The sequence below is a fragment of the Pseudomonas mendocina genome, assembly GCF_900636545.1.
Taxonomy (GTDB): domain Bacteria; phylum Pseudomonadota; class Gammaproteobacteria; order Pseudomonadales; family Pseudomonadaceae; genus Aquipseudomonas; species Aquipseudomonas mendocina.
In genome coordinates, this window is sequence record NZ_LR134290.1 from 1,382,803 (window position 1) to 1,406,021 (window position 23,219).

Below are 23,219 nucleotides of genomic sequence, written 5' to 3' on the forward strand. Positions count from 1 at the left end.
ATGAGTGGCCTGTCCGATAATCTGCTCCAGGCATTGCGCGAGGCGGTCGGCGAGGCTGGCCTGATCACTGACGCCGAGCGCATGCAGAGTTACCTCAGCGACTGGCGCGGCGCCTACCGCGGCCAGGCCGCTGCCGTGCTGCGCCCGGCCTCGACCGAGGAGGTTGCTGCCGTGGTGCGGCTGTGCGCGCAGGCCGGCGTCGCCCTGGTGCCACAAGGTGGCAATACCGGCCTGTGCGGCGGCTCGATCCCGGACGACAGTGGAGCGCAGATCGTGCTGTCGCTGACACGTATGAAGCGCATCCGTGCAGTGGACGTGGGCAATGAAACCATCACCGTCGAAGCTGGGGTGATCCTGCAGCATTTACAGGAGGCCGCCGCCGAGGTCGGCCGGCTGTTCCCGCTGTCGCTGGGGGCCGAGGGTAGCTGCACGGTCGGTGGCAATCTGGCGACCAATGCCGGTGGTACTGCGGTGGTGCGCTACGGCAACATGCGCGACCTGGCCCTGGGGCTGGAAGTGGTGTTGCCCGATGGGCGCATCTGGAACGGCCTGCGCGGATTGCGCAAGGACAATACTGGCTACGATCTGAAGCACCTGTTCATCGGCAGCGAGGGCACCCTGGGCATCATCACCGCCGCCGTGCTCAAGTTGTTCCCGGCGGTGCGCAGCCTGACCACCGCCTGGGTCGCCTTGCCCAGCCCACAGGCGGCCGTCGAGCTGATCGGGCAGATGCGCGGTCTGTGTGGCGACCGCCTGACCGGTTTCGAACTGATGTCGCGGCAAAGCGTCGAGTTCGTCCTGCGTCATGTCGCCGGTGTCAGCGATCCGTTCGCCGACAGGCATCCCTGGTACGTGCTGATCGAGCTGAGCGACACCCAGCCCAATGCACCCCTGAACGAATTACTGGAAGAGGGCCTTGGCGCTGCCTTCGAGCAAGGTGTGGCGCTGGATGCCGTGGTCGCTGCCAGCGACGCGCAGGTGCGCGCCCTGTGGGCGCTGCGCGAGGGCATCTCGGAGGCGCAGAACCACGAAGGACCGAGCCTCAAGCACGACATCAGCGTGCCGGTCAGCCGTATCCCCGACTTTATCGAACGTACCGATGCTGCGCTGCTGCAGGCCTTCCCGGGTGTGCGCATCGTCGCCTACGGTCACGTTGGCGATGGCAACCTGCATTACAACATCAGCAAACCGGTCGGTGCCGAAGATGGTTCCTTCAAGGCGCAGGCCGAGGCGATCATGCGTGTGATCTACGACCAGACCCTGCACTATGCCGGTAGTATCAGCGCCGAACATGGCCTGGGACAGTCCAAGCGCCTGGCCGCGCAGCACTACAAGGCGCCGCTGGAGCTGGAGTTGATGGCCCGCGTCAAGCAGGTGCTGGATCCGGCCGGGCTGATGAATCCGGGCAAATTGCTGTAAATCGCAAGATCCAAACAGGAGGAACCATGAGCAAACCCAAGGTGCTGCAGATCGGCCCGCTGAGCGAGTGTTTCAACCGCGAGCTGGCCGAAGAGTACGAGGTCAGCGCCCTGTGGCAGCAGGCCGAGCCACTGGCGTTCCTGCGTGAACAGGGCGAGCAGTTCATCTACATGGTGTCCTCGGCTCGTTTCGGCTGCACGGCTGAGCAGCTCGCGCTGCTGCCGAATCTGCGCGCCATCTGCAGTTTTGGTGTCGGCTACGACCCTTATCCACTGGACCTGCTGCGCGATCGCGGCATTGTGCTCAGCACCACGCCGGACGTGCTCAACGACTGCGTGGCCGACCTGGCCATGGGCCTGATGATCGACAGCGCGCGGCGCCTGTCCGAGGCCGATCGATTCGTGCGCAGCGGCGCCTGGAACAGCACCACGGGTTTCCCGCTGGCGCGTCGGGTCAGCGGCAAGCGCCTGGGCATCGTCGGCCTTGGCCGCATCGGTGAGGCAGTGGCCTTGCGCGCCTCGGGTTTCTCCATGCCAGTGCGTTACCACAATCGCCGTGCGGTCGAGGGCAGCCCTTACCAGCATGAGCCGGATCTGCTGGCGCTGGCGCGCTGGGCGGATTTCCTGGTGCTGACCTGCCCGGGCGGCAAGGCCACCCATCACCTGATCAACGCCGAGGTGCTCGAGGCTCTGGGCCCGGACGGCTTTCTGGTCAACGTCGCACGTGGCTCGGTGGTCGATGAGGCCGCACTGATCGCGGCGTTGCAGCAGAAGGTGATCGGCGGTGCCGGGCTGGACGTTTTCGAGCGTGAGCCTCAGGTGCCGGCGGCGCTGCGCGAACTGGACAACGTGGTGCTATTGCCGCACGTCGGTAGCGGCAGCGTCGAGACGCGCCAGCAGATGGCTGATCTGGTGCTGGACAACCTGCGCGCCTTCATCGCTACCGGCAAGTTGCTGACGCCGCTCTGATCCCGCTCGCCACGGAATACGCCAGGCGGCGTTTGCCGCCAGGCCTATCGTTACATCGCCACAAGCGCTGTAATCGTTTTCTACCTCACCTGCAGCATCCCCGGCGCACCACAAGTGCGCCGTTTTTTCTTCCGTGCGCTGATGTCGGTGCCTCATGCCCTGTAAACTGTGGCGTTTTCCGCAGGCAAGGGGCCATCCACCGTGCAGTCGGTCATCTCCATCCAGCAACTGAACAAGATCTATGCGTCCGGGCATCCGGCGCTGCAAGGCATCGACCTGGAGATTCGCCAGGGCGAGATCTTCGCCTTGCTCGGCCCCAATGGCGCCGGCAAGACCACCCTGATCAGCATCATCTGCGGCATCGTCAATCCGGGTGAGGGCAGGGTGCTTGTCGGCGGCAAGGACATCGTCCGCGACTACCGCGCGGCCCGCTCGCAGATCGGCCTGGTGCCTCAGGAGCTGGTCAGCGACGTGTTCGAAACCGTCTGGGCGACGGTCAAGTTCAGCCGTGGTCTGTTCGGCAAGAAGCCCGATCCGGCCTACCTTGAGCAATTGCTCAAGGATCTGTCGCTGTGGGACAAACGTAACGCCAAGATCATGGAACTGTCCGGCGGCATGAAGCGCCGGGTGATGATCGCCAAGGCGCTTTCGCACGAGCCGCAGATTCTATTCCTTGACGAGCCCACCGCGGGCGTCGACGTCGAGCTGCGCCGTGACATGTGGAACATGGTGCGGCGCCTGCGTGAGCGCGGCGTGACCATCATCCTCACCACCCACTACATCGAAGAGGCCGAGGAAATGGCCGACCGCATCGGGGTGATCAGCAAGGGCCGCATCATCCTGGTGGAGGACAAGCAGGTGCTGATGCACAAGCTGGGCAAGAAGCAGCTGACCCTGCACCTGCAGCAGCCTTTGTCCTGCGTGCCGGCCGAGCTGGCGCGCTATGGCCTGGAGCTGGCCGATCAGGGCCATGCCCTGGTGTTCACCTTCGATGCGCAGCACGAGAACACCGGTATCGCCGAGCTGCTGCGCGATCTCGCTCAGCACGGCATCGACTTCAAGGATCTGCAGTCGAGCCAGAGCTCACTTGAGGAGATTTTCGTGTCACTGCTGGAGGAGTCGCGCGCATGAACCTGTACGCCATCAAGGCCATCTACCTGTTCGAGCTGGCGCGCACCTGGCGCACCCTGCTGCAGAGCATCGCCACGCCAGTGATCAGTACGTCGCTGTACTTCGTGGTGTTCGGCTCGGCCATCGGTTCGAGCATGACCCAGGTGCACGGCGTGAGCTACGGCGCCTTCATCATTCCCGGCCTGATCATGCTGGCACTGCTGACCGAGAGCATTTCCAACGCCTCGTTCGGCATCTACATGCCCAAGTACTCGGGGAGCATTTACGAGATTCTGTCGGCACCGGTCTCGTACCTGGAGATTCTGATCGGTTATGTCGGTGCGGCGGCGACCAAGTCGGTGATTCTCGGTCTGATCATCCTGCTCACCGCAAGGCTGTTCGTCGATTTCGAGATTCAGCATCCGCTGTGGATGGCGGCGTTCCTGGTACTGACGGCGCTGACCTTCAGCCTATTCGGCTTCATCATCGGCGTGTGGGCCGATGGCTGGGAGAAACTGCAGATCGTCCCGGCGCTGATCGTCACGCCGCTGACCTTCCTCGGCGGCGCCTTCTATTCGATCAGCATGCTGCCGCCAGCCTGGCAGACGGTGACCCTGTTCAACCCGGTGGTGTACCTGATCAGCGCCTTCCGCTGGAGCTTCTATGGCGTGTCCGACGTCAACGTCGGCGTCAGTTTGGCGATGGTGCTGGGTTTTCTGGCGCTGTGCATCCTGTTGGTGGGCTGGATCTTCAAGACCGGCTACCGGCTCAAGAGCTGAGCTTGGCATTCGCGGCTGAAGCCGCTCCTACATAGGTCGCGTACGCCTCTGATTGTAGGAGCGGCTTCAGCCGCGAAACGATAGACATGAGGGGGCGCATCATGCGCCCCTTGTTCGTTTGCGGCCTTTAGAGCGGGTGTAACCCGTCCATGAATAGGTGGTGGCACGGAACCGTGGGAGGCGCTTTAGCGGCGACTGATTTCGAGCCGTCGCGGCTGAAACCCCTCCCATAGAATCAGCCTTCGTCACTTCACTCGTAGTTCACACTCGAAGGTTTCTGCCGGCGGCACATTCGGCTCCCAAGGTTGCTGATAGGTCAGCAGCAGGCGACCTTCGCCCGGCTCACGCGCGGTGAAGCGCCAGGTGGAGATGCCGCCTGCGCCCACCAGCCCGGCGTCTTCCGGATTGCTGTACACCTCGGGGCCGAGGCTCTGCAGTACGCTCGCTGCATTGTCACGGACTTCCCAGCGAAAACCGGTGGTGGGGTTGCTCGGTAGGCTGAGGATCAGTTGCTGGCCCTTGTTCAGCGTCAGCGGGCACTGCCGGTCCTTCTTCAATTCCAGCGTGCCGGATTGATGAGCACAGGCCGTAAGCAGGGCCAGGGCGGGCAAGGTAAGCAGGCGCAAGGTGGCGTGCATGACGAACTCCAGTCGATGAAACCTGGCCCAGCATAGCCGCATTGGCTTGCCGGGCGCGACCTCGCTGCTTATACCGTCGCGGCTAAAGCCCCTCCCACGAGAGCATGATCAGGTTGTGCTCTGTGGGAGGCGCTTCAGCGGCGATCTTTGTGGTGTTAGTCGAACAGCACCTTGGCCACGTCCCCATAGCGCTTGGCGAAGTGCACGGTGATGCCTTCCTTGAGGTAGTCCGGCAACTCCTCGTAACTGCCACGGTTGGCTTCTGGCAGGATCAGTTCATGGATCTTCTGCCGCCGCGCCGCGATCACCTTCTCGCGCACGCCACCGATGGGCAGCACCTGGCCGGTGAGGGTCAGTTCGCCGGTCATGGCCACGCCTTTCTTCGGCGCCTGGTTGCGAGCGAGCGAAAGCAGGGCGCTTGCCATGGTGATGCCGGCGCTGGGGCCGTCCTTGGGCGTGGCGCCTTCCGGTACATGCAGATGGACGAAGGCCTGGTCGAAGAAGGTCGGGTCGCCGCCGAACTGCTTGAGATGCGAGCTGACGTAGCTGTAGGCGATCTCCGCCGATTCCTTCATCACCTCGCCGAGCTGGCCGGTGAGCTTGAAGCCGCGATTGAGCGTATGTATGCGCGTCGCCTCGATCGGCAGGGTGGCACCGCCCATGCTGGTCCAGGCCAAGCCGGTGATCACCCCGGTGCCGGCCAGCACCCGCTCGTTGCGGAACACCGGCATGCCGAGGGCATCTTCCAGATCCTTGGCGCCGATGCGGATCTTCGCTTCGGGATCTTCCAGTAGCTTGACCACCGATTTGCGCACCAGCTTGCCCAGTTGCTTCTCCAGTTGGCGTACACCGGCTTCGCGGGCATAGCCTTCGATCACCGCGCGCAAGGCTGCATCGCTGATGCTCAGGCGTGCTTTCGGCACGCCAGCCTTGTCCAGCTGCTTCGGCCACAGGTGGCGCTTGGCGATGGCCAGTTTTTCCTCGGTGATATAGCCGGACAGGCGGATCACTTCCATACGGTCGAGCAGCGGGCCGGGAATCGAGTCGAGGGTGTTGGCGGTGCAGACGAACAGCACCTTGGACAGGTCCAGACGCAAATCCAGATAATGATCGAGGAATTCGACATTCTGCTCCGGATCAAGGGTCTCCAACAGCGCCGAGGCCGGGTCGCCCTGGTAGCTGCTGCCCATCTTGTCGATCTCGTCGAGCATGATCACCGGGTTCATCACCTCGGCTTCCTTCAGTGCCTGCACCAGTTTGCCGGGCATGGCGCCGATGTAGGTGCGGCGATGGCCCTTGATCTCCGCCTCGTCACGCATGCCGCCCACCGAGAAGCGGTAGAACGGCCGGCCGAGGGATTCGGCGATGGACTTGCCGATGCTGGTCTTGCCCACGCCGGGTGGGCCGACCAGCAGCACGATGGAGCCGGCGATCTCGCCCTTGAAGGCGCCGACGGCCAGGAACTCGGTGATGCGCTCTTTGATGTCGTCCATGCCCGCGTGGTGTTTGTCCAGCACCTTGCGCGCGCGGCCGAGGTCGAGCTTGTCCTGGCCATGGATGCCCCAGGGCAGGGCTGTGGCCCAGTCCAGGTAATTGCGGGTGACAGCATATTCCGGCGAGCCAGCTTCCAGGATCGACAGCTTGTTCAGTTCCTCGTCGATACGCTTTTGCGCCGGTGCGGGCAGGGTCTTGCCTTCGAGGCGGGCGAGGAACTCCTCGCGGTCGGCGCTCTTGTCGTCCTTGCTGATGCCCAGCTCCTGTTGGATCAGCTTGAGCTGTTCCTTGAGGAAGAATTCGCGCTGGCGCTCGCCGATCTGTTTGTTCACTTCAGCCGACAGCTCTTTCTGCAAGCGGCCGACCTCGACCTCCTTGCGCAGCAGCGGCAGTACCTTCTCCATGCGCTTGAGCATGGGCACGGTATCCAGCACTTCCTGCAGCTCGCGGCCCGGGGCGGTGGTCAACGCGGCGGCGAAGTCGGTTAGCGGCGACGGATCGTTGGGGCTGAAGCGGTTCAGGTAGTTCTTCAGCTCTTCGCTGTACAGCGGGTTGAGCGGCAGCAGCTCCTTGATCGCGTTGATCAGCGCCATGCCATAGGCCTTGACCTCGTCGCGCGGGTCGTTGGGCGCCTGCGGATATTCGACCTCGGCCAGGTATGGGCCACGGCGGCTGAGCCAGCCACGAATGCGCACGCGGGTCAGTCCCTGGGCAACAAACTGCAGCTTGCCGCCTTCCTCGCTGACATGATGCACACGCACTAGGGTGCCGTGCTCGGGCAGGCTGTCGAGATCGAATTCGCCGTGCTCGTCCGGTGGCGTGTCGACGAAGAACACCGCCATGCACTTGTGCTCGGTGTTGCCAACACGGGTGAGGGTACGGCCCCAGGGTTGCTGGTTGACGATCACCGGCAACACCTGCGCCGGGAAGAACGGGCGGTTGTGGATGGGAATGATGTAGAGCTTGTCCGGCAACTGCTGCGCGGGCAATACCAGACCGGTGCTATCGGCCTGGACGTGAACTTCGACGGTTTCCGGGGTGTTGTCCTGATCGTTCATGGAGCACCTTTACGTGTACGTTGGGAGCTACATGGGGCGACCGCGGGGTTATTTCAACGGTTCACTCAAGAGTCAGGCGAATGCCCAGCAGGCGCTGTTCGATCAGCGGAGTGAGCAAGGCGAAGCATTCGCCTGGGGTGAGACGAATTCGCGGTGCCTCGATCAGGTCGCTTTGCAGGCGATCGATCAGGGCCAACAGCGCTGGGTCCTGCTCCTGGTCGAGCAGACGATTGCAGAGAAAGCGCAGTTGCATCTGCAGACCGGGCGGACAGCGCTCGTAATTGGCTGCACGGACCGTGAGGCCGCGCAGCCTGGCGAGGTCTTCGAGTGAGCGGCAGGCTTCACCAAGGCCGCGAACGCCAGGGTGATGTTGGCGGTAGAGACGATCTTCAAGCTGTTCGATCACCTGTAACAGTGCTTCGATCAGTCGGCAATGCGCATCGAAATCGGCCGGTTTACGGCGTAACTGCGGCCAGTGCTGCTGCAGCGGTGGCAGTTGCTGGCTGGCGCCGGGCCAGTCAAGCCAAAGCCCGTCGAGTTGCTGCGCCAGTGCGTGGCGTTGGGCGATGCCATCGGCATCCTGCTGCGCGCCCAGGCCACGGTGTTTCTGTAGCGCCTGGAGTAGGTCGAGGCAGCGCTGCACGATCTCGGTATCGGCCTGCTTGCTGGCGTTGCGCAGACGCTTTTGCGCGCGATGCGCCAGCCCGAAGCCCAACGCCAGCAGCGGGACCAGGAGGGACAGGAGAATCAGCGTGGCTTCATTCATCGGGGCTCGCTTGTTGTGCTTGTCGCAGCTTGAAAGCAACTCTCCTGCCAGCAGCAGGGCTGCGGAACATGGGCGGACAGGATGGTGTGGGTGCACGCTAATGGCGCGGGCTGGTACGGGATGGTGCGCCCTGGTGGCTTGGTTGCTATAGGTGCAACCTGTTCGCTGATAGGTGGTTGCGGCGTTTTCCCTTGAAAAGGAGTAAAGTGCAACCCTTGTTTCGTGCCGCCAGTCTTTAGCGATGCTGCAAGCCCGTGTGATTCGCCTGGATGAACAGGCCCATGAACATGCCCATGATCATCATCAGTTGGTGATGTCCCTGGTCGGCCGCGCCGAATTCGAGGTCGGTGGCCGCGGCGGGGAAGTCTGCCGGATGCGCGCCTGTCTGGTGCCGGGCGATGCGGCTCATCAGTTCGCCGGCATGGGTGACAACCGCATGCTGATCCTCGATCTGGACGAGCAGGATACCCCCAGCGAAGATCTCGAGCTGCTCCACCGCCTTTTCGAAACCCCCCGTTATCCTGCCCTCGATGTCGATTTTCAGCACCTGCTGACCTATGCCGGCGCCGAACTGGAACGCTATGGCAGCGACTCGATCCTCGCCCGCTCTCTCGGTGGCGTACTGCTGCGTGCTCTGCACCTGCGTCTGTTCGGTGAGCAACGCAGGCAGCCACAGGGCGCCCTGGACCTGCAGCGCCTGGACGACTACATCGGCGAGCATCTGGCGCGACGCATCAGCGTTGCCGAGCTGGCGCACGAGATGTGCCTCAGCCCCAGCCACTTCCACGCTCAGTTCAAGGATTGCGTCGGCCTCACGCCGCACCAGTACCTGCTCAAGACCCGTCTTGACCGCGCCGCGCGTATGCTGCGCGAGAGCAACCTGCCGCTGGTGCGGATCGCCGAGGAGTGTGGTTTCTCCAGCCAAAGCGCCCTGACCACGGCAATGCGCCGCTATATGGGCCTGACCCCGAAGCGCCTGCGCGCCGCATAGCCTTGAGTAGGGTGGGCTTCAGCCCACCAGTGAGGCCACATGCCATGTAAGTCGACGATGGGCCAAAGCAGATCGCTGCCGGTCCACCTTACTGATTCTCAGGCGTAATTCTGCGGGCTGAGCTTGCGCTCGATCAGCTCGATCAGAATGTGCAGGGTCTTGATGTGCAGCTCCTGCACGCGGTCGGCGAAATCGCCGCCGGGGGCGCAGATGCACACGTCAGCCAGGCTTTCCAGCAGCGAACCAGGCTTGCCGGTCAGGGCGATCACCTTCACGCCCTGTGTCTTGGCGGCTTCGGCGGCCTTGACCACGTTGGGGCTCTTGCCACTGGTGCTGATGGCGATCAGCACGTCACCTTCACGGCCATGGGACTCGATATAACGCGAGAAGATGAAGTCGTAACCGAAGTCGTTGGCCACGCAGCTGATGTGGCTGGGGTCGCTGATCGACACGGCGGCGATGCCGGGGCGGTTCTTGCGGTAGCGCCCGGTCAGTTCCTCGGCGAAGTGCATGGCGTCGCACATCGAGCCGCCGTTACCGCAGGAAAATGCCTTGCCCTTGTTCTCGAAACTCTCGACCAGCAGCTCGGCTGCCTTCTGGATATTGGCCAGGGTCTGTTCGTTGGCGAGGAAGGCCTCCAGCGCACGCTGGGCCTCCAGCAGGCTGTTGCGGATGTGTTCGATCATCGCGTCAGAACCTCAAGGGAGTTCAGGGCTGGAATAGAAGGCCGTCAGCACTTTCACCAGGTGATCCAAGTCGTGGCTGCCGGCCAGTTCACGGATCGAATGCATGGCGAAGGTGGGCAGGCCGATGTCGACCGTGCGAACGCCGAGCTGGCTGGCGGTGATCGGGCCGATGGTGGAGCCGCAGCCCATATCGCTGCGCACCACGAAGCTTTGCACCGGTACTTCGTTCTCCAGGCACAGGTGGCGGAAGAAACCAGCGGTTTCGCTGTTGGTGGCGTAGCGCTGGTTGCTGTTGATCTTGATCACCGGGCCGGCGTTGAGCTTGGGCCCGTGGTTGCCGTCGTGCTTGTCGGCATAGTTCGGATGCACGCCATGGGCGTTGTCAGCTGATACCAGTAGCGAGCGCTGGATGGTGCGGACGAAGTCGTCGTCACCCGGCAGCACACGGCGCAGCACCTGCTCCAGGAAGGGGCCATCGGCGCCGCAGGCCGAACAGGAGCCGACTTCCTCGTGGTCGGTGCAGACCAGCACGCAGGTTTCCTCGTCGTCCGAGTCGATCAGCGCCTGCAGGCCGGCGTAGCAGGACAGCAGGTTGTCCAGGCGTGCGCTGGCGATGAAATCCTGGTTGAGGCCGACGATGGCCGCGCTCTGGGTGTCATAGAAACTCAGCTCGTAATCCAGCACCGCGTCCGGATTGAAATCGTGTTCCATGGCCAGTTGCTCGGCGAGCAGGGCACGGAAGTCGGCGGTTTCACTGCTGGCGAGCTGGGCGAGGATCGGCGGCAGCTCGTTCTGCGGGTTGATCGCCCAGCCCTGGTTGGCCTCGCGATTGAGGTGGATGGCCAGGCTGGGAATCACCGCGATGGGCTGGTAGAAGTCGATCAGTTGGCTCTCGACCTTGCCGTCGCGGCGATAGGTCACGCGGCCGGCCAGCGACAGGTCACGGTCGAACCAGGGCGCGAGCAGGGCGCCACCATAGACTTCCACGCCGAGCTGGAAGAAGCCCTGGCGCTGTAGCTCCGGGCTCGGCTTGACGCGCAGGCAGGGGCTGTCGGTATGCGCGCCGACCAGGCGAATACCACCGTCAACGGCCGGGCGCTTGCCCAGCTTGAAGGCGATGATCGAAGAGTCGTTGCGGGTCACGTAATAGCGGCCGCCGGCCTCGGTGTGCCAGGGCGCGCGCTCGTCAAGGTGACGATAGCCGGCGGCTTCCAGGCGCATGGCCAGGCTGGTGGTGGCATGGAAGGGGGTCGGCGAGGCATTGAGAAAATCGAGCAGGCCTTGAATCAGTTCTTCGCGCATGCAGGGCTCCAGACAGCGATGGCGCAGTTTAACCGTTTTGCATCGCGCTGTGCCGGCTGCGCACTCGTTTGGGGCGATAGTTTCAGGCTATCTGTGGGCAGGTACGCTATGCGTCTGCAATCTGGCATTGCCCCGTTGCTGTTGCACACGGCGCACTCTACGTGAAGCGAGTGCCGGGAGTTATCAGAACGGTGCCGGGCACTCGAAGCGCATACGCTCGCCGGTTTGCGGGTGGGTCAGGGCGAGCATGCTGGCGTGCAGGCACAGGCGTTGATGGGCGGCCAGGGCTTGTTCATGGGCGTAGAGACGATCACCCAGCAGCGGGTGACCAATGGACAGCATATGCACGCGCAACTGGTGCGAGCGGCCAGTGATTGGTGTGAGCTCTACCCGGCACCAGTCGCCGCAGCGCTCGATGACGCGCCAGTGGGTCAGGGCATGCTTGCCCAGTTCGTGATCGACGACGTGACGTGGTTTGGTCGGCGGGTCGTAGCGCAGCGGCAGGTCGATGCTGCCACTGTCGGCCTGCGGTTGGCCCCAGCACAGCGCGGTGTAGGCCTTCTCGGTTTCGCGATCGTGGAACTGCCGGGACAGCTCGCGGTGGCTGTCGGCATCGCGGGCCAGGACGATGATGCCGGAGGTTTCCCAGTCCAGCCGATGCACGATGCGCGCCTCGGGATAGCCGTTTTCCTGCAGACGGGTGACCAGGCAATCCTTGTTGTCATCGGCGCGGCCCGGCACCGACAGCAGCAGGGTGGGCTTGTTGATCACCAGCAGGGCGGCGTCCTGGTGGAGAATTTCGATCTGGCTTAGCGGCATGGGGCGTTCTGGTTGGATTGGGAGATAAAAGCGAATGGCGGCCGTAAGGCCGCCATTCGCATGATCCAGTTAAAAATCTATCTTGGGCGCTGCGAGCTAGAGCCATGCAAGGAAAAAACAGGCGAGGAAGCGGAGTGTACTTTTGTACATGAGCATTACTCGCTTCGCTCGCCCTTCGGGCCGCGCTGAAGCGCGTTAGCCGCAAGCGGCTTGCCGAGCCTGTTTTTAACGCAGCAGGGCCGACGCGCAGCAAGCCCAAATAGATTTTTCAGCGATCCGGCAGGGTGATATTGAGCTCCAGGATTGAGCAACTGCCCTGGTTCTCCAATGCGACCTGAACCTGGTCCGATTCGATGGCCACGTACTTGCGGATCACCTCCACCAGCTCCTGCTGCAGGGCAGGCAGGTAATCCGGCTGGCTGCGCTGGCCACGTTCGTGGGCAACGATGATCTGCAGGCGCTCCTTGGCGATGGATGCTGTGGTTTCCTTCTTGCGTGAACGCAAGAAGTCAAAAATATTCATTCTCGACCTCCAAATAGGCGCTGCAGGAAGCCCTGCTTCTTCACATCCAGGAAGCGGTGCGGCACGTCCTTGCCGAGCAGACGATCGACTGCGTCGCTGTAGGCCTGGCCGGCGTCGCTCTGATCATCGAGGATGACCGGGATACCCTGGTTGGACGCCTTGAGTACGGCCTGGGATTCGGGGATCACGCCGAGCAGGCGGATGGCGAGGATTTCCTCGACGTCTTCGACGCCGAGCATTTCGCCCTTGGTGACGCGCTCGGGGTTGTAACGGGTCAGCAGCAGGTGTTCCTTGATCGGGTCTTCGCCTTTCTCGGCGCGGCGCGATTTGCTCGCCAGCAGGCCGAGCATGCGGTCGGAGTCACGTACCGAGGACACTTCCGGGTTGGTCACGACGATGGCTTCGTCGGCGAAGTACATCGCCAGGTGGGCGCCTTTCTCGATGCCGGCCGGCGAGTCGCAGACCACGTATTCGAAATTCTGCGACAGCTCATTGATGACTTTCTCGACGCCTTCGAGGGTTAGCGCGTCCTTGTCACGGGTCTGGCTGGCGGCCAGTACGTAGAGGTTCTCGAGACGCTTGTCCTTGATCAGGGCCTGGGTGAGGGTGGCTTCGCCGTTGACCACGTTGACGAAGTCGTACACCACGCGGCGTTCGCAGCCCATGATCAGGTCGAGGTTACGCAGGCCGACGTCGAAGTCGACGATGACGGTCTTGTGCCCGCGCAGGGCGAGGCCGGTACCGATGGCAGCGCTGGTGGTGGTTTTACCGACGCCACCCTTGCCGGAAGTGACTACGAGGATCTTGGCCAAGGTGATTCACCCCAAAAAATGAATAAAACGCGGGAATCCGTCAGCCATTCGAGGCTTCCAGATGCCTTTTTTGTGTCCGTAAAAAGTGGCCGCAGTATCCGTTAAAGGCGGGTGATGTTCAACACGTCACCCGACAGGCTGACATGCACCGCATCGCCCCACAGCGGGTCGCGGCGCAGGTCTTCAGCGACCTTGTAATGGCCGGCGATGGACAACATTTCGGCGCCCATTTGCTGACAGAAAATCCGTGCCTTGGTGTTGCCTTTGATGCCAGCCAGAGCGCGGCCGCGCATGGGCGCGTAAACATGGATGTTGCCATCGGCGAGAAGTTCCGCCCCTGCGCTGACCGGCGCCAGCACGATCAGATCGCCGCCCTGGGCATAGACCTGCTGGCCGCCCCGCACTGGAGTGGTGATGATGCGGCTGGGTTTGTGCTCGGGTTCGGCCGGTTTTGTCTCGACCTTCTTCGGCGCCGGATCGAGTGGCCGCTCGCGTGCGCCCGACGGCGGCAACACGGGAAGATCCATGGCTTCGGCTGCGGCGACATCGCTTTCACGCGAGGCGCGGATGGCCAGCGTGCGCAGGCCGTGGCGGCGGCAGACCGCCATCAGCTCTGCCAGATCCAGTTCGCCTTCGCCTTCCGGCAGTTTGTCTAGGGCCAGTACCAGCGGCGTATTGCTGAAGAAGGCCGGGGCCTGGGCGACTTTTTCCGTCAGTTGCGCGTCGAGGCGTTCGAGATCGTTGTGCGCCAGTTCCATCACGGTGATGGCGAGCATGCTGCCCTTGAGCTGGAATACGGGGTCTTGGGCGAGGAGGTCGGCTTGGCTCATGGTGATGCGATGGGCCTTCTGGCGAGTCGAAAGATGCCGGACTTATAACGACATAGCCCGCATGCCGCAAGCCGCCTGAGCAGACGAGTCCGACCGGAGGCGAAGCTGTCCCGCCGCTGGGCGGTCGCCGTGACCAGCATGGCTCGCAGCGAAGCCGCCGAGCGACGGGGAAAACTGCGTTAGAATGCGCGGCTTTGTATGTGATCGGAAACGCCTCATGGATCGCCCCCGCTTTCGCGCCTATTTTCTTCATCCGCGCTTCTGGCCACTGTGGCTGGGGTTCGGGTTGCTGTGGCTGGTGGTGCAACTGCCTTACGCACTGCAACTGAAGCTGGGGCGGGCGTTGGGCTGGCTGATGTATCGCACGGCGAGCTCGCGCCGGCAGATTGCCGCGCGCAATCTGGGGCTGTGCTTCCCCGGCAAGAGCGCTGCCGAGCGTGAACGTCTGCTGAAGGAGAACTTCGCCTCCACCGGTATCGCCTTCTTCGAAATGGCCATGAGCTGGTGGTGGCCTAGGGCACGGCTGGCGCGCCTGGCGCATGTCGAGGGCCTCGAGCATCTGCAGCAGGCGCAGGCCGAAGGACGGGGCGTGATCCTCATGGCGGTGCATTTCACCACCCTGGAGATCGGCGCGGCGCTGCTTGGTCAGCTGCATACCATCGACGGCATGTACCGCGAGCACGACAACCCGCTATTCGATTACATCCAGCGCCGTGGCCGCGAGCGCCACAACCTCGACGCCACTGCCATCGAGCGTGAGGATATCCGTGCCATGCTCAAGGTGCTGCGTGCCGGCCGCGCGATCTGGTATGCGCCGGATCAGGACTACGGGCGCAAGCAGAGCATCTTCGTGCCGTTGTTCGGCATCCAGGCGGCGACGGTCACCGCCACCACCAAGTTCGCTCGCCTGGGCAAGGCGCTTGTGGTGCCCTTCACCCAGCAGCGCCTGGCCGATGGCAGCGGTTATCGCCTGGTGATCCATCCGCCGCTCGAAGGCTTCCCCGGCGAGAGCGAAGAGTCCGATTGCCTGCGCATCAATCAGTGGATCGAGCAGGTTGTGAGTGCCTGCCCGGAGCAGTACCTGTGGGCGCATCGACGTTTCAAGACGCGCCCCGAGGGAGAGCCGAAGCTGTACGGTAAGCGCAAGTAGCAGGCTGTTGGAAAACTACCTGCGTTGGCAATGCTGCGTTAGAAACGGCCTCGCGTGCGAGCCCAGTCAAAATGCTCATTTACAACGCGTAAACTGCGCTTTTTCAGCCGTTTTTGCCTAGCCTTGCCTGCCTCGCCTACGTTTTTCAACGGCCTGCTAGCGCATCTATACTGCAACGAAAAACAGGACCGTTCGATGACAGTGATTGCCCGCCCCGATGCGCCCGTTACCGGGCTGATCCTCTCTGGTGGCGGGGCGCGGGCGGCCTATCAGGTGGGCGTTCTGGCGGCCATCGCCGATCTGCTGCCGGACGCCTCGCACAATCCCTTTCCGGTGATAGTCGGCACTTCGGCCGGGGCGATCAATGCCGTTGGCCTGGCCTGTGGCGCGTTGCAATTCGGCGAAGCCGTGCGGCGCCTGACCTCCGTCTGGCAGGGCTTTCACACGCACATGGTGTATCGCAGCGACTGGCCCGGCGTATTGCGCCAGGCGGCACGTTTCATTGGCCATAGCCTGCTTGGCCTGGGGCGCGGTGTTCCGGTGGCCCTGCTAGACAGCGCGCCGTTGCGTGAGCTGCTGGAGCGTGAGCTGGACTTTTCCGGCATCGCTGCGGCCGTGCGACATCGTCAGCTGCGTGCCGTCGCGGTGACGGCCTTCGGCTACGATAGCGGCCAGGCCGTGACCTTCTACCAGGGGCGCGCCACCATCGATCCCTGGTTCCGTCATCGCCGTGTGGGCGTACCGACACGGTTGCAGCTTCACCATCTGCTCGCCAGCGCGTCGATCCCGCTGATCTTCCCGCCGGTGAAGATCAACCGCGAATACTTCGGTGACGGCGCGGTACGCCAGGCGGCGCCGATCAGTCCGGCGCTGCACCTGGGCGCCAGCCGCGTACTGGTGATTGGCGTCAGCGGCAATGCTCAGCTCGAAGCCAATGCCGCGCTGCCTCGGGTGGCCAGCACGCGACCGCCGAGCCTGGCGCAGATCGGCGGGCACATGCTCAACAGCACCTTCATCGACAATCTGGAGACGGATATCGAACTGCTCGAACGCCTCAACCAGATGAGCGCACTGGTGCCGCCGGATCGACGTCCGCGCGGCTTGGGGCTCAATCCTGTGGAGGTGCTGGTGATCGCGCCGAGCCAGCCGCTGGACCAGATCGCCGCCCGCCATCAGCGTGAGCTGCCCAAGGCCTTGCGTCTGTTCCTGCGTGGTCCGGGCGCGACCAAGGCGGGCGGGGCCGGCGTGCTCAGCTACCTGCTGTTCGAACCCGGTTACTGCAGCGAGCTGATCGAGCTGGGGTATCAGGATGCGATGGCACGCAAGGCCGACCTCTGCCGTTTTCTCGGTTTGACAGAGGTCCTCCAATCCGCCTGATGCCGCTCAGGCCAGTACACCATCGCGAAAATCACGCAGGGCTTGTTCGATTTCCTCGCGCTTGTTCATCACGAACGGTCCGTACTGCACGATGGGCTCGTTCAGCGGCGTGCCGGCGATCAACAGCACTCGCGCACCGTGGTTACTGGCCAGGCGTAGTTCGCCTTCATCCGACAGCCGCACCAGGCGTCCGGCACTGACTGGCTGCACGCTGGCCTCGGGGAGTTCGAGGAGGCCTTCGTAGACGTAGAGCATGACCCGTTGACCGTCGGCCAGGCGCGGTGCGACCTGGCTGCCGGCTGGCAGATGCAGGTCGAACAGTTGCGGTTCTGTATGCGGACGCTGCACGGCGCCGATCTGGCGAATCTCGCCATCGTCGAACTCGCCGGCGATCACCGCCACCTCGACGCCAGATGCCGTACTGATACGCGGAATGTCCGTGGCGGGAATATCGCGATACCCCGCTTCACCCAGCTTGTCCTTGGCCGGCAGGTTCAGCCAGAGCTGGAAGCCGCGCATGGCGCCAGACTCCTGCTCGGGCATCTCGCTATGGATGATGCCGCGCGCGGCGGTCATCCATTGCACGCCGCCGCTGCCGAGCAGGCCGACATTACCCAGATGATCTTCATGACGCATGCGCCCTTCGAGCATGTAGGTGATGGTCTCGAAGCCGCGGTGCGGATGCGGAGGAAAGCCGGCGATGTAATCGTCGGGGTTGTCGGTGGAAAACTCATCGAGCATCAGGAAGGGGTCGAAGCGCTCCAGGCCCGGCCCGCCGATCACGCGGTTGAGGCGCACACCAGCGCCATCGGACGCAGGTTGGCCAGGCTGGATGCTGATGACGCGGCGGTGCGAAGTCATGGCGGGCTCCTTGATAGAGAGGAATGACGCCATGCTAGTCACATTGAATCGATGTTTGGGTGGAAAATTTCCGAGCCATGCATCGATAAATTCGATGCATGGCTCGGAATCAGTCGGCGATCTTCAACTTGCGCGACTCATGGTAGAAGTAGCGCAGTTTCTCGTACTCGAATGGTGAGTTGAGCTGGCCATAGCGAAAGCCGGTGTTGGCGCGGGTATCGATGGCTTGAAGAACAGGAATGCCGGGATTGCTGCGACTGGCGTCGGCCACATCGAGATAATTGACCGCGTTCTGCAGGCTGTAATCTGCTACCAGGCCACCGGTGTCGCGCAGGTTCGACGGGCCAAGCAGCGGCAGCATCAGGTACGGACCGGCGGGGACACCGTAGTAGCCGAGCGTCTGGCCGAAGTCTTCGCTCAATCTCGGCAGGCCCATTTTCGTCGCCGGGTCCCAGATACCGCCAACCCCGAGAATGGTGTTGAACAGCAACCGGGCAGTGCTGTTTGCCGCCCGCTTGCCTTTGAGCTGCAGCACGCTGTTGGCGAGTGTGGGGATCTCGCCGAGGTTGTTGAAGAAATTGTGCACGCCGGTTTGCACCAGGTTCGGCGTGATGTAGCGGTAGCTGTCGACCACGGGCAGGAACACCCACTGGTCGAATCGGTAGTTGAAGTGGTAGACCCGACGGTTCCATGACTCCAGCGGGTCATACACCTGCAGCGCGTCACTGGAGGCGCGCTCGAACTCCTGCTGATCCAGCCCCGGATTGAAATGCAGGTTCTGCAGCGGATTGGTGAAACCGTCAGGGTCGACCTGGTTTTCGGCCAGTGCCTGCCCGCTGGCCAGCAGCATGGCGATGATCAGAGTGCTGTGCTTAACCACGGAAGAACTCCAGCATGGCGTCGCTGTTGACGCGATAGTTGAGGTTGCCGCAGTGCCCGCCGTGCGGGTAAAGGGTCAGGCGGTCACCAAAGGTACGGCGCAGAAAGCCGATGTCGCCCTGGCCGAGAATCAGATCGTCGGCGTTGTGCATCACGGCGATCTTGTCGCTGCTTTTGAGGTAGTCCTCCAGTGCGTACAGGCTGCTCTTTTCGATCAACTGATTGAGGCTGCCGCCGTCATAGCGCGCGCGCCACATCGGCATCAGTTGTTCGGCGATGTAGCAATCGAAGTCGCAACGCAGCGCCATCTGGAAGAAGGGCGTGAGACTGGTGCTCTCGGTAATGCGGTAATCGCGCGGGGTGATGAGACCGCGGCGGTTGAGCAGATCTGAGGTGAAGACGATGTCGGCGGATGAGAAACGGAACGAGGTGCCGATCAGCATCGCCATCTGTTCGTCCGAGAGGCGCTCGGTCGACTGCTGGAAGTCGTAGAGCATCGCCTCATTGATATCCAGATAGCCCTTGTCGTTGAAGTAACGGGTGAGCTTGCCGAGTACCAGGTCATAGAAATTGGTGCTGTTGTCGATGCCCTGCACCTTGGTCTGCACCAGCTTGTCCAGGTTGCTGATGGAGGTGTAGAGGTTGACCGGTGGGTTGAGCAGCAGTACGCGCTTGAAGTCGAAGGCGCGGCGGGTTTCGTCGATCTGGCTGACGAAGGCAGCATGCAGGGCGCCGAGGCTGTAGCCGGTCAGCAGAAATTCGCTGACTTCCAGTCTGGGATGCTGAGCTCTTACCGCTTGCATGGCGCGGTACAGGTCATCGGCATCTTCCGGGCTGTATCCGGGCGTGGCGGAGCGCGAGGCGGCAGCCATGAAGTCGTAGCTGGTCGGTGATGACAGCTGCACGACATGGAAACCAGCCCCGTAGAACAGTTTCTTCAGGTACTCGTTGGTACCGCTGGCATAGTGCGCGCCAGTGCCGGCGATGATGAAGATCAATGGCGCACGGCCTTTCTGCTCGGCCAGGCGGTAACGCAGCTTGGTGACTGGCCAGAAATTATCCAGCAGTTCGAATTCGCGGTCAGGACGCAGGCGCACCGAGTAGTCGTGTTGCCTGATATCGCCGTCAGCCGGCAGCTCCGGGCGCAGCTCGGGCGGCGTGGTAGCGATGGTCGCCTCGAACGGGTTGGCCAATGGATAGCCGTAGCTTTCGGCATCCACATCGACGGCCATCGCGGAGGCACAGAAGACCAGGCCACCGAACAGGGCGGCGAGTCGGGCAAGGCTGGGCATGTGTGTAAGTCCCTTTGAATAAGAGAACGTCTGGATTCAACAGCTGGCTTATGACAGCAGCAAGCAGGGCAAAGTGCCAGACTATCCTGCCTTATCGCAGGGAAACATGCGTAGCGGCAATGACGATCGTGTAGGCGCGACCGATTGCTGATTCTTCAATCAGGCGTGATGGTGCAGCCAGGCGTGCTTGGGTCGCTCCGGTACAGACTGGCGATTGCGCTCGAAACGTTGCCAGATTTTCTCGTGGAAGTAGAAGCCTACCGAATTGCACAGCGGTTCGATCGCGGCCACCAGACTGCTGGCCGCAACGCTTCCGGTCAGTACGTAGGTGACACCGAAGGCGATGCAGAAGTGCATGATGGTAAAGGTCAGTGTCTTGAGCATGATGCACCTCGTTGAGAATCATTTCGTCTTGTGTGAAAGGCTAGTCTCGTTAGCTCGGCTCGGGAAATGTGGTGTCTGCATGACTTTGATAGTTATCTTGAATTGATGATTTTAATTTGAGAGTAATTGTCTATTTATCTATTTGCTGGGCCGCTGCGTTAAGGTGAGGCTCTATTTCGATGGAGCCAGGCCATGCAGATCAGTGACATCCCCTTTGGCGTGACGGATTGGAGCGCGTTGCCCGCTACCGAGCACCCGGGCGAGCGTGGCGTAGCGCGCTGGCGCACCTGCCAGTTCGGTGCGCTGCGGGTACGCATGGCCGAATATTCACCGGACTATCTGGCTGACCACTGGTGCCATAAGGGACACGTATTGTTGTGTCTGGAGGGGGAGCTGAGTACCGAGCTGGAGGATGGTCGTGTATTCGTGCTCAAGCCCGGTATGAGCTACCAGGTGGCCGATGGTGCCGAGGCGCATCGCTCCTCGACATCGGCTGGCGCGCGTTTGTTCGTGGTGGACTGAGTCGCGATGCTCTGGCGTATGGCTGCCGATGCGCTGGTGGTGGTGCACCTGGGCTTCATTCTATTCGTACTGCTCGGTGGCTTGCTGTTGCTGCGCTGGCCGAGGTTGCTCTGGCTGCATCTGCCAGCGGTTACCTGGGGCATCGTGGTGGAATGCCTGCACCTGGGTTGCCCGCTGACCCCATGGGAAAACCTGTTGCGCCGGATGGCCGGGCAGGCGGGTTATGAAGGCGGTTTCATCGAGCATTACCTGATACCGCTGATCTACCCGGCCGGACTTACGGCCCAGATTCAGCTCTGGCTCGGCGCCATTGTCATATTGGTCAATCTGGCTGTTTACGCTTGGCTTATCTTCTGCCGGCGCAATCGAGCGCGCGCATGATTTGCCCTGCCTATTCATAAGCCTGATGAAGGCTCGGACGCTTTATTTCCTTCGCTACACTGCCAGCCATCGCAACCAAACAATGAAGGCAGGGCTGCTATGCAAAACCGCATGATGATCACTGGCGCGGGCTCAGGCCTGGGACGCGAAATTGCCCTGCGCTGGGCGCGCGAGGGCTGGCAACTGGCGCTGGCTGATGTAAACGAAGCCGGCTTGGCGCAAACCCTGCAGCTGGTGCGCGAGGCGGGCGGCGACGGGTTCACCCGGCGTTGCGACGTGCGTGACTACAGCCAGCTGACCGCCCTGGCGCAGGCCTGCGAAGAGCAGTTCGGTGGTGTCGATGTCATCGTCAATAACGCTGGCGTCGCCTCCGGGGGCTTCTTCAGCGAGCTGTCGCTGGAGGACTGGGATTGGCAGATCTCGATCAACCTGATGGGGGTGGTCAAGGGCTGCAAGGCGTTCTTGCCGCTGTTGGAAAAGAGCAAGGGCAAGATCGTCAATATCGCCTCCATGGCCGCGCTGATGCAGGGCCCGGGCATGAGCAACTACAACGTGGCCAAGGCCGGCGTGGTGGCATTGTCGGAAAGCCTGCTGGTGGAACTGCGTCAACTGGAGATCGGCGTGCATGTGGTCTGCCCATCCTTCTTCCAGACCAACCTGCTGGACTCCTTCCGTGGCCCGACTCCGGCGATGAAGGCCCAGGTGGGCAAACTGCTGGAAAGCTCGCCGATCAGTGCGGCGGATATCGCCGGCTATATCCATGATGAGATGGCCAAGGGCAGTTTCATGATCCTGCCGCACGAAATGGGGCGTATGGCCTGGGCGTTGAAGCAGAAGAATCCGCAGGCGCTGTACGACGAGATGGCCAGCATGGCCGAGAAAATGCGCGGCAAGGCCAAGCCCGCGAACTGACCGAAAAGTCAGTTATTGATGCCGGCAGGCTTGCCTGGCGCGGCCTGCAGGGGTAGGGTGGCCGCCCCGGCCTGCCTGCCGTCATGATCATGGAATACCTGTGAAACCAGTCCCTCGGGCCCTGCTGCTAGTGGCCCTGGTGCTGGCGGCGATCAATTTGCGCCCCGGCATTACTTCCCTCGCGCCGCTGATCGAGCGCATCGCCGCTGAGCTGTCGTTGAGCCGCAGTTTCATCAGCCTGACCACGGCCTTGCCGGTGCTTTGCATGGGCCTGCTGGCGCCATTGGCGCCGCGCCTGGCCATGCGCTGGGGCCTCGAACGCACCATCGTGCTCTGCCTCGGGCTGATCGGCCTGGCGCTGCTGGCGCGTCTGGCCGCGCATCAGAGTGCTGTCCTGATCGGCAGCGCCATTGCCCTGGGCGCCGCGATCGCTGTCGCCGGTCCTTTGCTGTCCGGCTTCATCAAACGCCATTTCGCCAGCCAGATGGGCCGGGTGGTTGGCTGGTACTCGTTGGGCATGGCCATCGGCGGCGCCGGCGGTGCGGTGCTCACGGCGCCTGCCACGGCGCTGTTCGGCGATGCCTGGCATCTGGGCCTGGCGGTGTGGGCCACGCCGGCATTGCTCGGGGTGATGCTCTGGCTGTGGCTGCCCAACCAGGCCGGCGCTGCTGACGAGCAGGAAAGCGGCGGCCTGCCCTGGCGGCAGCCTCGCGCCTGGTTGATCAGCTGCTTCTTCGCCATTCAGGCGGGCCTGTTCTATGCCATCGCTACCTGGGCCGTGGCGCGCTACCACGAAGCCGGGCTGAGCATGCTGCGCAGCAACTCGCTGCTCAGCCTGGCCATGCTCATGGGGCTGCCCAGTTCGTTCCTGCTGCCTTGGCTGGCGCAGCGCTACAACGCGCGTTACCCGCTATTGCTGGCTTGCGGTGCGGTTACCTGCGGTTGCCTGGCGATGGTCACCTTCATGCCGCGTTTCGTTCCGGAATTGTGGGCGGTGATTCTGGGTTTTTCGCTGGGCGGCTCCTTCGCCTTGTCGCTGGTGCTACCGCTATACGAGGCCGGCTCGCCGATTGCGGTCAGCCGCTGGACGGCGATGATGCTGTTCACCGGATACTGCCTCGGTTGCCTGACGCCGATTCTGACCGGCTTGGCGCGCGATCTGTCAGGCAGCTACCGCCTGCCGTTCGCGGTGCTGACAGGGCTGGCATTGCTGATGACGCTGGTTGCCTGGTTGCTGGGACGCAGTCGACGACAGACACGCTGAGG

Annotated in this window: 24 protein-coding genes; 11 read left to right on the top strand and 13 right to left on the bottom strand. The window is 62.7% G+C overall.

What is annotated here, in order from left to right; translation table 11 throughout:
• From EL191_RS06315 to EL191_RS06330, 4 genes are all read left to right on the top strand, one after another.
• Complete coding sequence (locus EL191_RS06315) at positions 1-1,419, top strand: FAD-binding oxidoreductase (protein WP_080764253.1); 1,419 nt, start codon at positions 1-3, stop codon at positions 1,417-1,419.
• 26 nt (positions 1,420-1,445) lie between these two features.
• Entirely contained in the window at positions 1,446-2,387 is a 942-nt protein-coding gene (locus EL191_RS06320; protein ID WP_041977422.1) for a 2-hydroxyacid dehydrogenase, read from the top strand.
• 201 nt (positions 2,388-2,588) lie between these two features.
• Positions 2,589-3,518 (top strand): ABC transporter ATP-binding protein, encoded by a 930-nt coding sequence (locus EL191_RS06325; protein WP_041977424.1) that lies wholly within the window; start codon positions 2,589-2,591, stop codon positions 3,516-3,518.
• Positions 3,515-4,276, top strand: coding sequence for an ABC transporter permease (locus EL191_RS06330; RefSeq protein WP_041977426.1), 762 nt, complete (start codon positions 3,515-3,517; stop codon positions 4,274-4,276). The genes EL191_RS06325 and EL191_RS06330 overlap by 4 nt, the downstream gene beginning before the upstream one ends.
• 245 nt (positions 4,277-4,521) lie before the next feature.
• Here the strand turns inward: EL191_RS06330 and EL191_RS06335 are convergent, their stop codons facing one another.
• From EL191_RS06335 to EL191_RS06345, 3 genes are all read right to left on the bottom strand, one after another.
• Positions 4,522-4,914, bottom strand: a complete 393-nt coding sequence (locus tag EL191_RS06335; protein WP_013714398.1) for a protease inhibitor I42 family protein — start codon at positions 4,912-4,914, stop codon at positions 4,522-4,524.
• A gap of 155 nt (positions 4,915-5,069) precedes the next feature.
• On the bottom strand, positions 5,070-7,466 hold the full coding sequence (lon, locus tag EL191_RS06340; protein ID WP_041977429.1) for an endopeptidase La: 2,397 nt from the start codon (positions 7,464-7,466) through the stop codon (positions 5,070-5,072).
• A 61-nt stretch (positions 7,467-7,527) separates the two neighbouring features.
• Positions 7,528-8,232, bottom strand: coding sequence for a hypothetical protein (locus EL191_RS06345; RefSeq protein WP_013714400.1), 705 nt, complete (start codon positions 8,230-8,232; stop codon positions 7,528-7,530).
• A 241-nt stretch (positions 8,233-8,473) separates the two neighbouring features.
• On the opposite strand from EL191_RS06345, the gene EL191_RS06350 reads away from it, so the two are divergent.
• A complete protein-coding gene (locus EL191_RS06350) occupies positions 8,474-9,223 on the top strand; it encodes a helix-turn-helix domain-containing protein (RefSeq protein ID WP_013714401.1) in 750 nt (249 codons plus the stop codon).
• 98 nt (positions 9,224-9,321) lie between these two features.
• Here EL191_RS06350 and lpcA read toward each other — a convergent pair whose 3' ends face one another.
• The 6 genes from lpcA to minC all read right to left on the bottom strand — a co-directional run bounded on the left by lpcA (position 9,322) and on the right by minC (position 14,195).
• The gene (lpcA, locus tag EL191_RS06355) at positions 9,322-9,909 is read right to left on the bottom strand and encodes a D-sedoheptulose 7-phosphate isomerase (RefSeq protein ID WP_017361784.1); all 588 of its coding nucleotides are present in this window, start codon (positions 9,907-9,909) and stop codon (positions 9,322-9,324) included.
• Between the two features lie 12 nt (positions 9,910-9,921).
• Entirely contained in the window at positions 9,922-11,211 is a 1,290-nt protein-coding gene (locus EL191_RS06360; RefSeq protein WP_013714403.1) for a M18 family aminopeptidase, read from the bottom strand.
• 183 nt (positions 11,212-11,394) lie between these two features.
• Positions 11,395-12,030, bottom strand: a complete 636-nt coding sequence (locus tag EL191_RS06365; RefSeq protein ID WP_017361782.1) for an RluA family pseudouridine synthase — start codon at positions 12,028-12,030, stop codon at positions 11,395-11,397.
• Positions 12,031-12,298: 268 nt separating this feature from the next.
• On the bottom strand, positions 12,299-12,553 hold the full coding sequence (gene minE, locus EL191_RS06370; protein WP_013714405.1) for a cell division topological specificity factor MinE: 255 nt from the start codon (positions 12,551-12,553) through the stop codon (positions 12,299-12,301).
• Entirely contained in the window at positions 12,550-13,365 is an 816-nt protein-coding gene (gene minD, locus EL191_RS06375) for a septum site-determining protein MinD (protein WP_013714406.1), read from the bottom strand. Before minD ends, minE begins: the two co-directional genes overlap by 4 nt.
• Before the next feature lie 101 nt (positions 13,366-13,466).
• Entirely contained in the window at positions 13,467-14,195 is a 729-nt protein-coding gene (gene minC, locus EL191_RS06380) for a septum site-determining protein MinC (protein ID WP_041977431.1), read from the bottom strand.
• A gap of 217 nt (positions 14,196-14,412) precedes the next feature.
• Between minC and EL191_RS06385 the strand changes: the two genes are divergently transcribed.
• Both EL191_RS06385 and EL191_RS06390 read left to right on the top strand, forming a co-directional pair.
• Positions 14,413-15,345, top strand: coding sequence for a lipid A biosynthesis lauroyl acyltransferase (locus EL191_RS06385; RefSeq protein ID WP_041977433.1), 933 nt, complete (start codon positions 14,413-14,415; stop codon positions 15,343-15,345).
• A gap of 195 nt (positions 15,346-15,540) precedes the next feature.
• Positions 15,541-16,722, top strand: coding sequence for a patatin-like phospholipase family protein (locus EL191_RS06390; protein ID WP_017361779.1), 1,182 nt, complete (start codon positions 15,541-15,543; stop codon positions 16,720-16,722).
• 6 nt (positions 16,723-16,728) lie between these two features.
• Here EL191_RS06390 and EL191_RS06395 read toward each other — a convergent pair whose 3' ends face one another.
• The 4 genes from EL191_RS06395 to EL191_RS06410 all read right to left on the bottom strand — a co-directional run bounded on the left by EL191_RS06395 (position 16,729) and on the right by EL191_RS06410 (position 20,138).
• Positions 16,729-17,583: a pirin family protein gene (locus EL191_RS06395; RefSeq protein WP_017361778.1), complete on the bottom strand. Its 855-nt coding sequence runs from the start codon at positions 17,581-17,583 to the stop codon at positions 16,729-16,731.
• Between the two features lie 109 nt (positions 17,584-17,692).
• Positions 17,693-18,433 carry an MlaA family lipoprotein gene (locus EL191_RS06400; RefSeq protein WP_041977639.1) on the bottom strand — a complete coding sequence of 247 codons (741 nt, stop codon included), beginning with the start codon at positions 18,431-18,433 and terminating at the stop codon, positions 17,693-17,695.
• 22 nt (positions 18,434-18,455) lie between these two features.
• The gene (locus tag EL191_RS06405; RefSeq protein ID WP_041977436.1) at positions 18,456-19,754 is read right to left on the bottom strand and encodes a serine/threonine protein kinase; all 1,299 of its coding nucleotides are present in this window, start codon (positions 19,752-19,754) and stop codon (positions 18,456-18,458) included.
• A gap of 159 nt (positions 19,755-19,913) precedes the next feature.
• Complete coding sequence (locus EL191_RS06410) at positions 19,914-20,138, bottom strand: DUF2061 domain-containing protein (protein ID WP_013714413.1); 225 nt, start codon at positions 20,136-20,138, stop codon at positions 19,914-19,916.
• A 192-nt stretch (positions 20,139-20,330) separates the two neighbouring features.
• Between EL191_RS06410 and EL191_RS06415 the strand changes: the two genes are divergently transcribed.
• The 4 genes from EL191_RS06415 (at position 20,331) to EL191_RS06430 (ending at position 23,217) form a co-directional block, all read left to right on the top strand.
• Entirely contained in the window at positions 20,331-20,660 is a 330-nt protein-coding gene (locus EL191_RS06415) for a DHCW motif cupin fold protein (RefSeq protein WP_041977439.1), read from the top strand.
• A 6-nt stretch (positions 20,661-20,666) separates the two neighbouring features.
• Positions 20,667-21,041 carry a DUF2784 domain-containing protein gene (locus tag EL191_RS06420; protein ID WP_041977441.1) on the top strand — a complete coding sequence of 125 codons (375 nt, stop codon included), beginning with the start codon at positions 20,667-20,669 and terminating at the stop codon, positions 21,039-21,041.
• Between the two features lie 99 nt (positions 21,042-21,140).
• Positions 21,141-21,953 carry an SDR family oxidoreductase gene (locus EL191_RS06425; protein ID WP_041977443.1) on the top strand — a complete coding sequence of 271 codons (813 nt, stop codon included), beginning with the start codon at positions 21,141-21,143 and terminating at the stop codon, positions 21,951-21,953.
• 100 nt (positions 21,954-22,053) lie between these two features.
• On the top strand, positions 22,054-23,217 hold the full coding sequence (locus EL191_RS06430; protein ID WP_017361774.1) for an MFS transporter: 1,164 nt from the start codon (positions 22,054-22,056) through the stop codon (positions 23,215-23,217).
• Positions 23,218-23,219: the final 2 nt, after the last annotated feature.

Excerpts from the sequence above, each read along its gene's own strand:
- EL191_RS06345 (WP_013714400.1), bottom strand. The coding sequence starts at position 8,232 with ATGAATGAAGCCACGCTGATTCTCCTGTCCCTCCTGGTCCCGCTGCTG.
- EL191_RS06405 (WP_041977436.1), bottom strand. The coding sequence starts at position 19,754 with ATGCCCAGCCTTGCCCGACTCGCCGCCCTGTTCGGTGGCCTGGTCTTC.
- EL191_RS06385 (WP_041977433.1), top strand. The coding sequence starts at position 14,413 with ATGGATCGCCCCCGCTTTCGCGCCTATTTTCTTCATCCGCGCTTCTGG.
- lpcA (WP_017361784.1), bottom strand. The coding sequence starts at position 9,909 with ATGATCGAACACATCCGCAACAGCCTGCTGGAGGCCCAGCGTGCGCTG.
- EL191_RS06420 (WP_041977441.1), top strand. The coding sequence starts at position 20,667 with ATGCTCTGGCGTATGGCTGCCGATGCGCTGGTGGTGGTGCACCTGGGC.
- EL191_RS06350 (WP_013714401.1), top strand. The coding sequence starts at position 8,474 with ATGCTGCAAGCCCGTGTGATTCGCCTGGATGAACAGGCCCATGAACAT.
- EL191_RS06400 (WP_041977639.1), bottom strand. The coding sequence starts at position 18,433 with ATGCTGCTGGCCAGCGGGCAGGCACTGGCCGAAAACCAGGTCGACCCT.
- EL191_RS06415 (WP_041977439.1), top strand. The coding sequence starts at position 20,331 with ATGCAGATCAGTGACATCCCCTTTGGCGTGACGGATTGGAGCGCGTTG.
- minC (WP_041977431.1), bottom strand. The coding sequence starts at position 14,195 with ATGAGCCAAGCCGACCTCCTCGCCCAAGACCCCGTATTCCAGCTCAAG.
- EL191_RS06360 (WP_013714403.1), bottom strand. The coding sequence starts at position 11,211 with ATGCGCGAAGAACTGATTCAAGGCCTGCTCGATTTTCTCAATGCCTCG.
- EL191_RS06335 (WP_013714398.1), bottom strand. The coding sequence starts at position 4,914 with ATGCACGCCACCTTGCGCCTGCTTACCTTGCCCGCCCTGGCCCTGCTT.
- EL191_RS06365 (WP_017361782.1), bottom strand. The coding sequence starts at position 12,030 with ATGCCGCTAAGCCAGATCGAAATTCTCCACCAGGACGCCGCCCTGCTG.
- EL191_RS06315 (WP_080764253.1), top strand. The coding sequence starts at position 1 with ATGAGTGGCCTGTCCGATAATCTGCTCCAGGCATTGCGCGAGGCGGTC.
- lon (WP_041977429.1), bottom strand. The coding sequence starts at position 7,466 with ATGAACGATCAGGACAACACCCCGGAAACCGTCGAAGTTCACGTCCAG.
- EL191_RS06330 (WP_041977426.1), top strand. The coding sequence starts at position 3,515 with ATGAACCTGTACGCCATCAAGGCCATCTACCTGTTCGAGCTGGCGCGC.
- EL191_RS06425 (WP_041977443.1), top strand. The coding sequence starts at position 21,141 with ATGCAAAACCGCATGATGATCACTGGCGCGGGCTCAGGCCTGGGACGC.
- minE (WP_013714405.1), bottom strand. The coding sequence starts at position 12,553 with ATGAATATTTTTGACTTCTTGCGTTCACGCAAGAAGGAAACCACAGCA.
- EL191_RS06395 (WP_017361778.1), bottom strand. The coding sequence starts at position 17,583 with ATGACTTCGCACCGCCGCGTCATCAGCATCCAGCCTGGCCAACCTGCG.
- EL191_RS06320 (WP_041977422.1), top strand. The coding sequence starts at position 1,446 with ATGAGCAAACCCAAGGTGCTGCAGATCGGCCCGCTGAGCGAGTGTTTC.
- EL191_RS06390 (WP_017361779.1), top strand. The coding sequence starts at position 15,541 with ATGACAGTGATTGCCCGCCCCGATGCGCCCGTTACCGGGCTGATCCTC.
- EL191_RS06410 (WP_013714413.1), bottom strand. The coding sequence starts at position 20,138 with ATGCTCAAGACACTGACCTTTACCATCATGCACTTCTGCATCGCCTTC.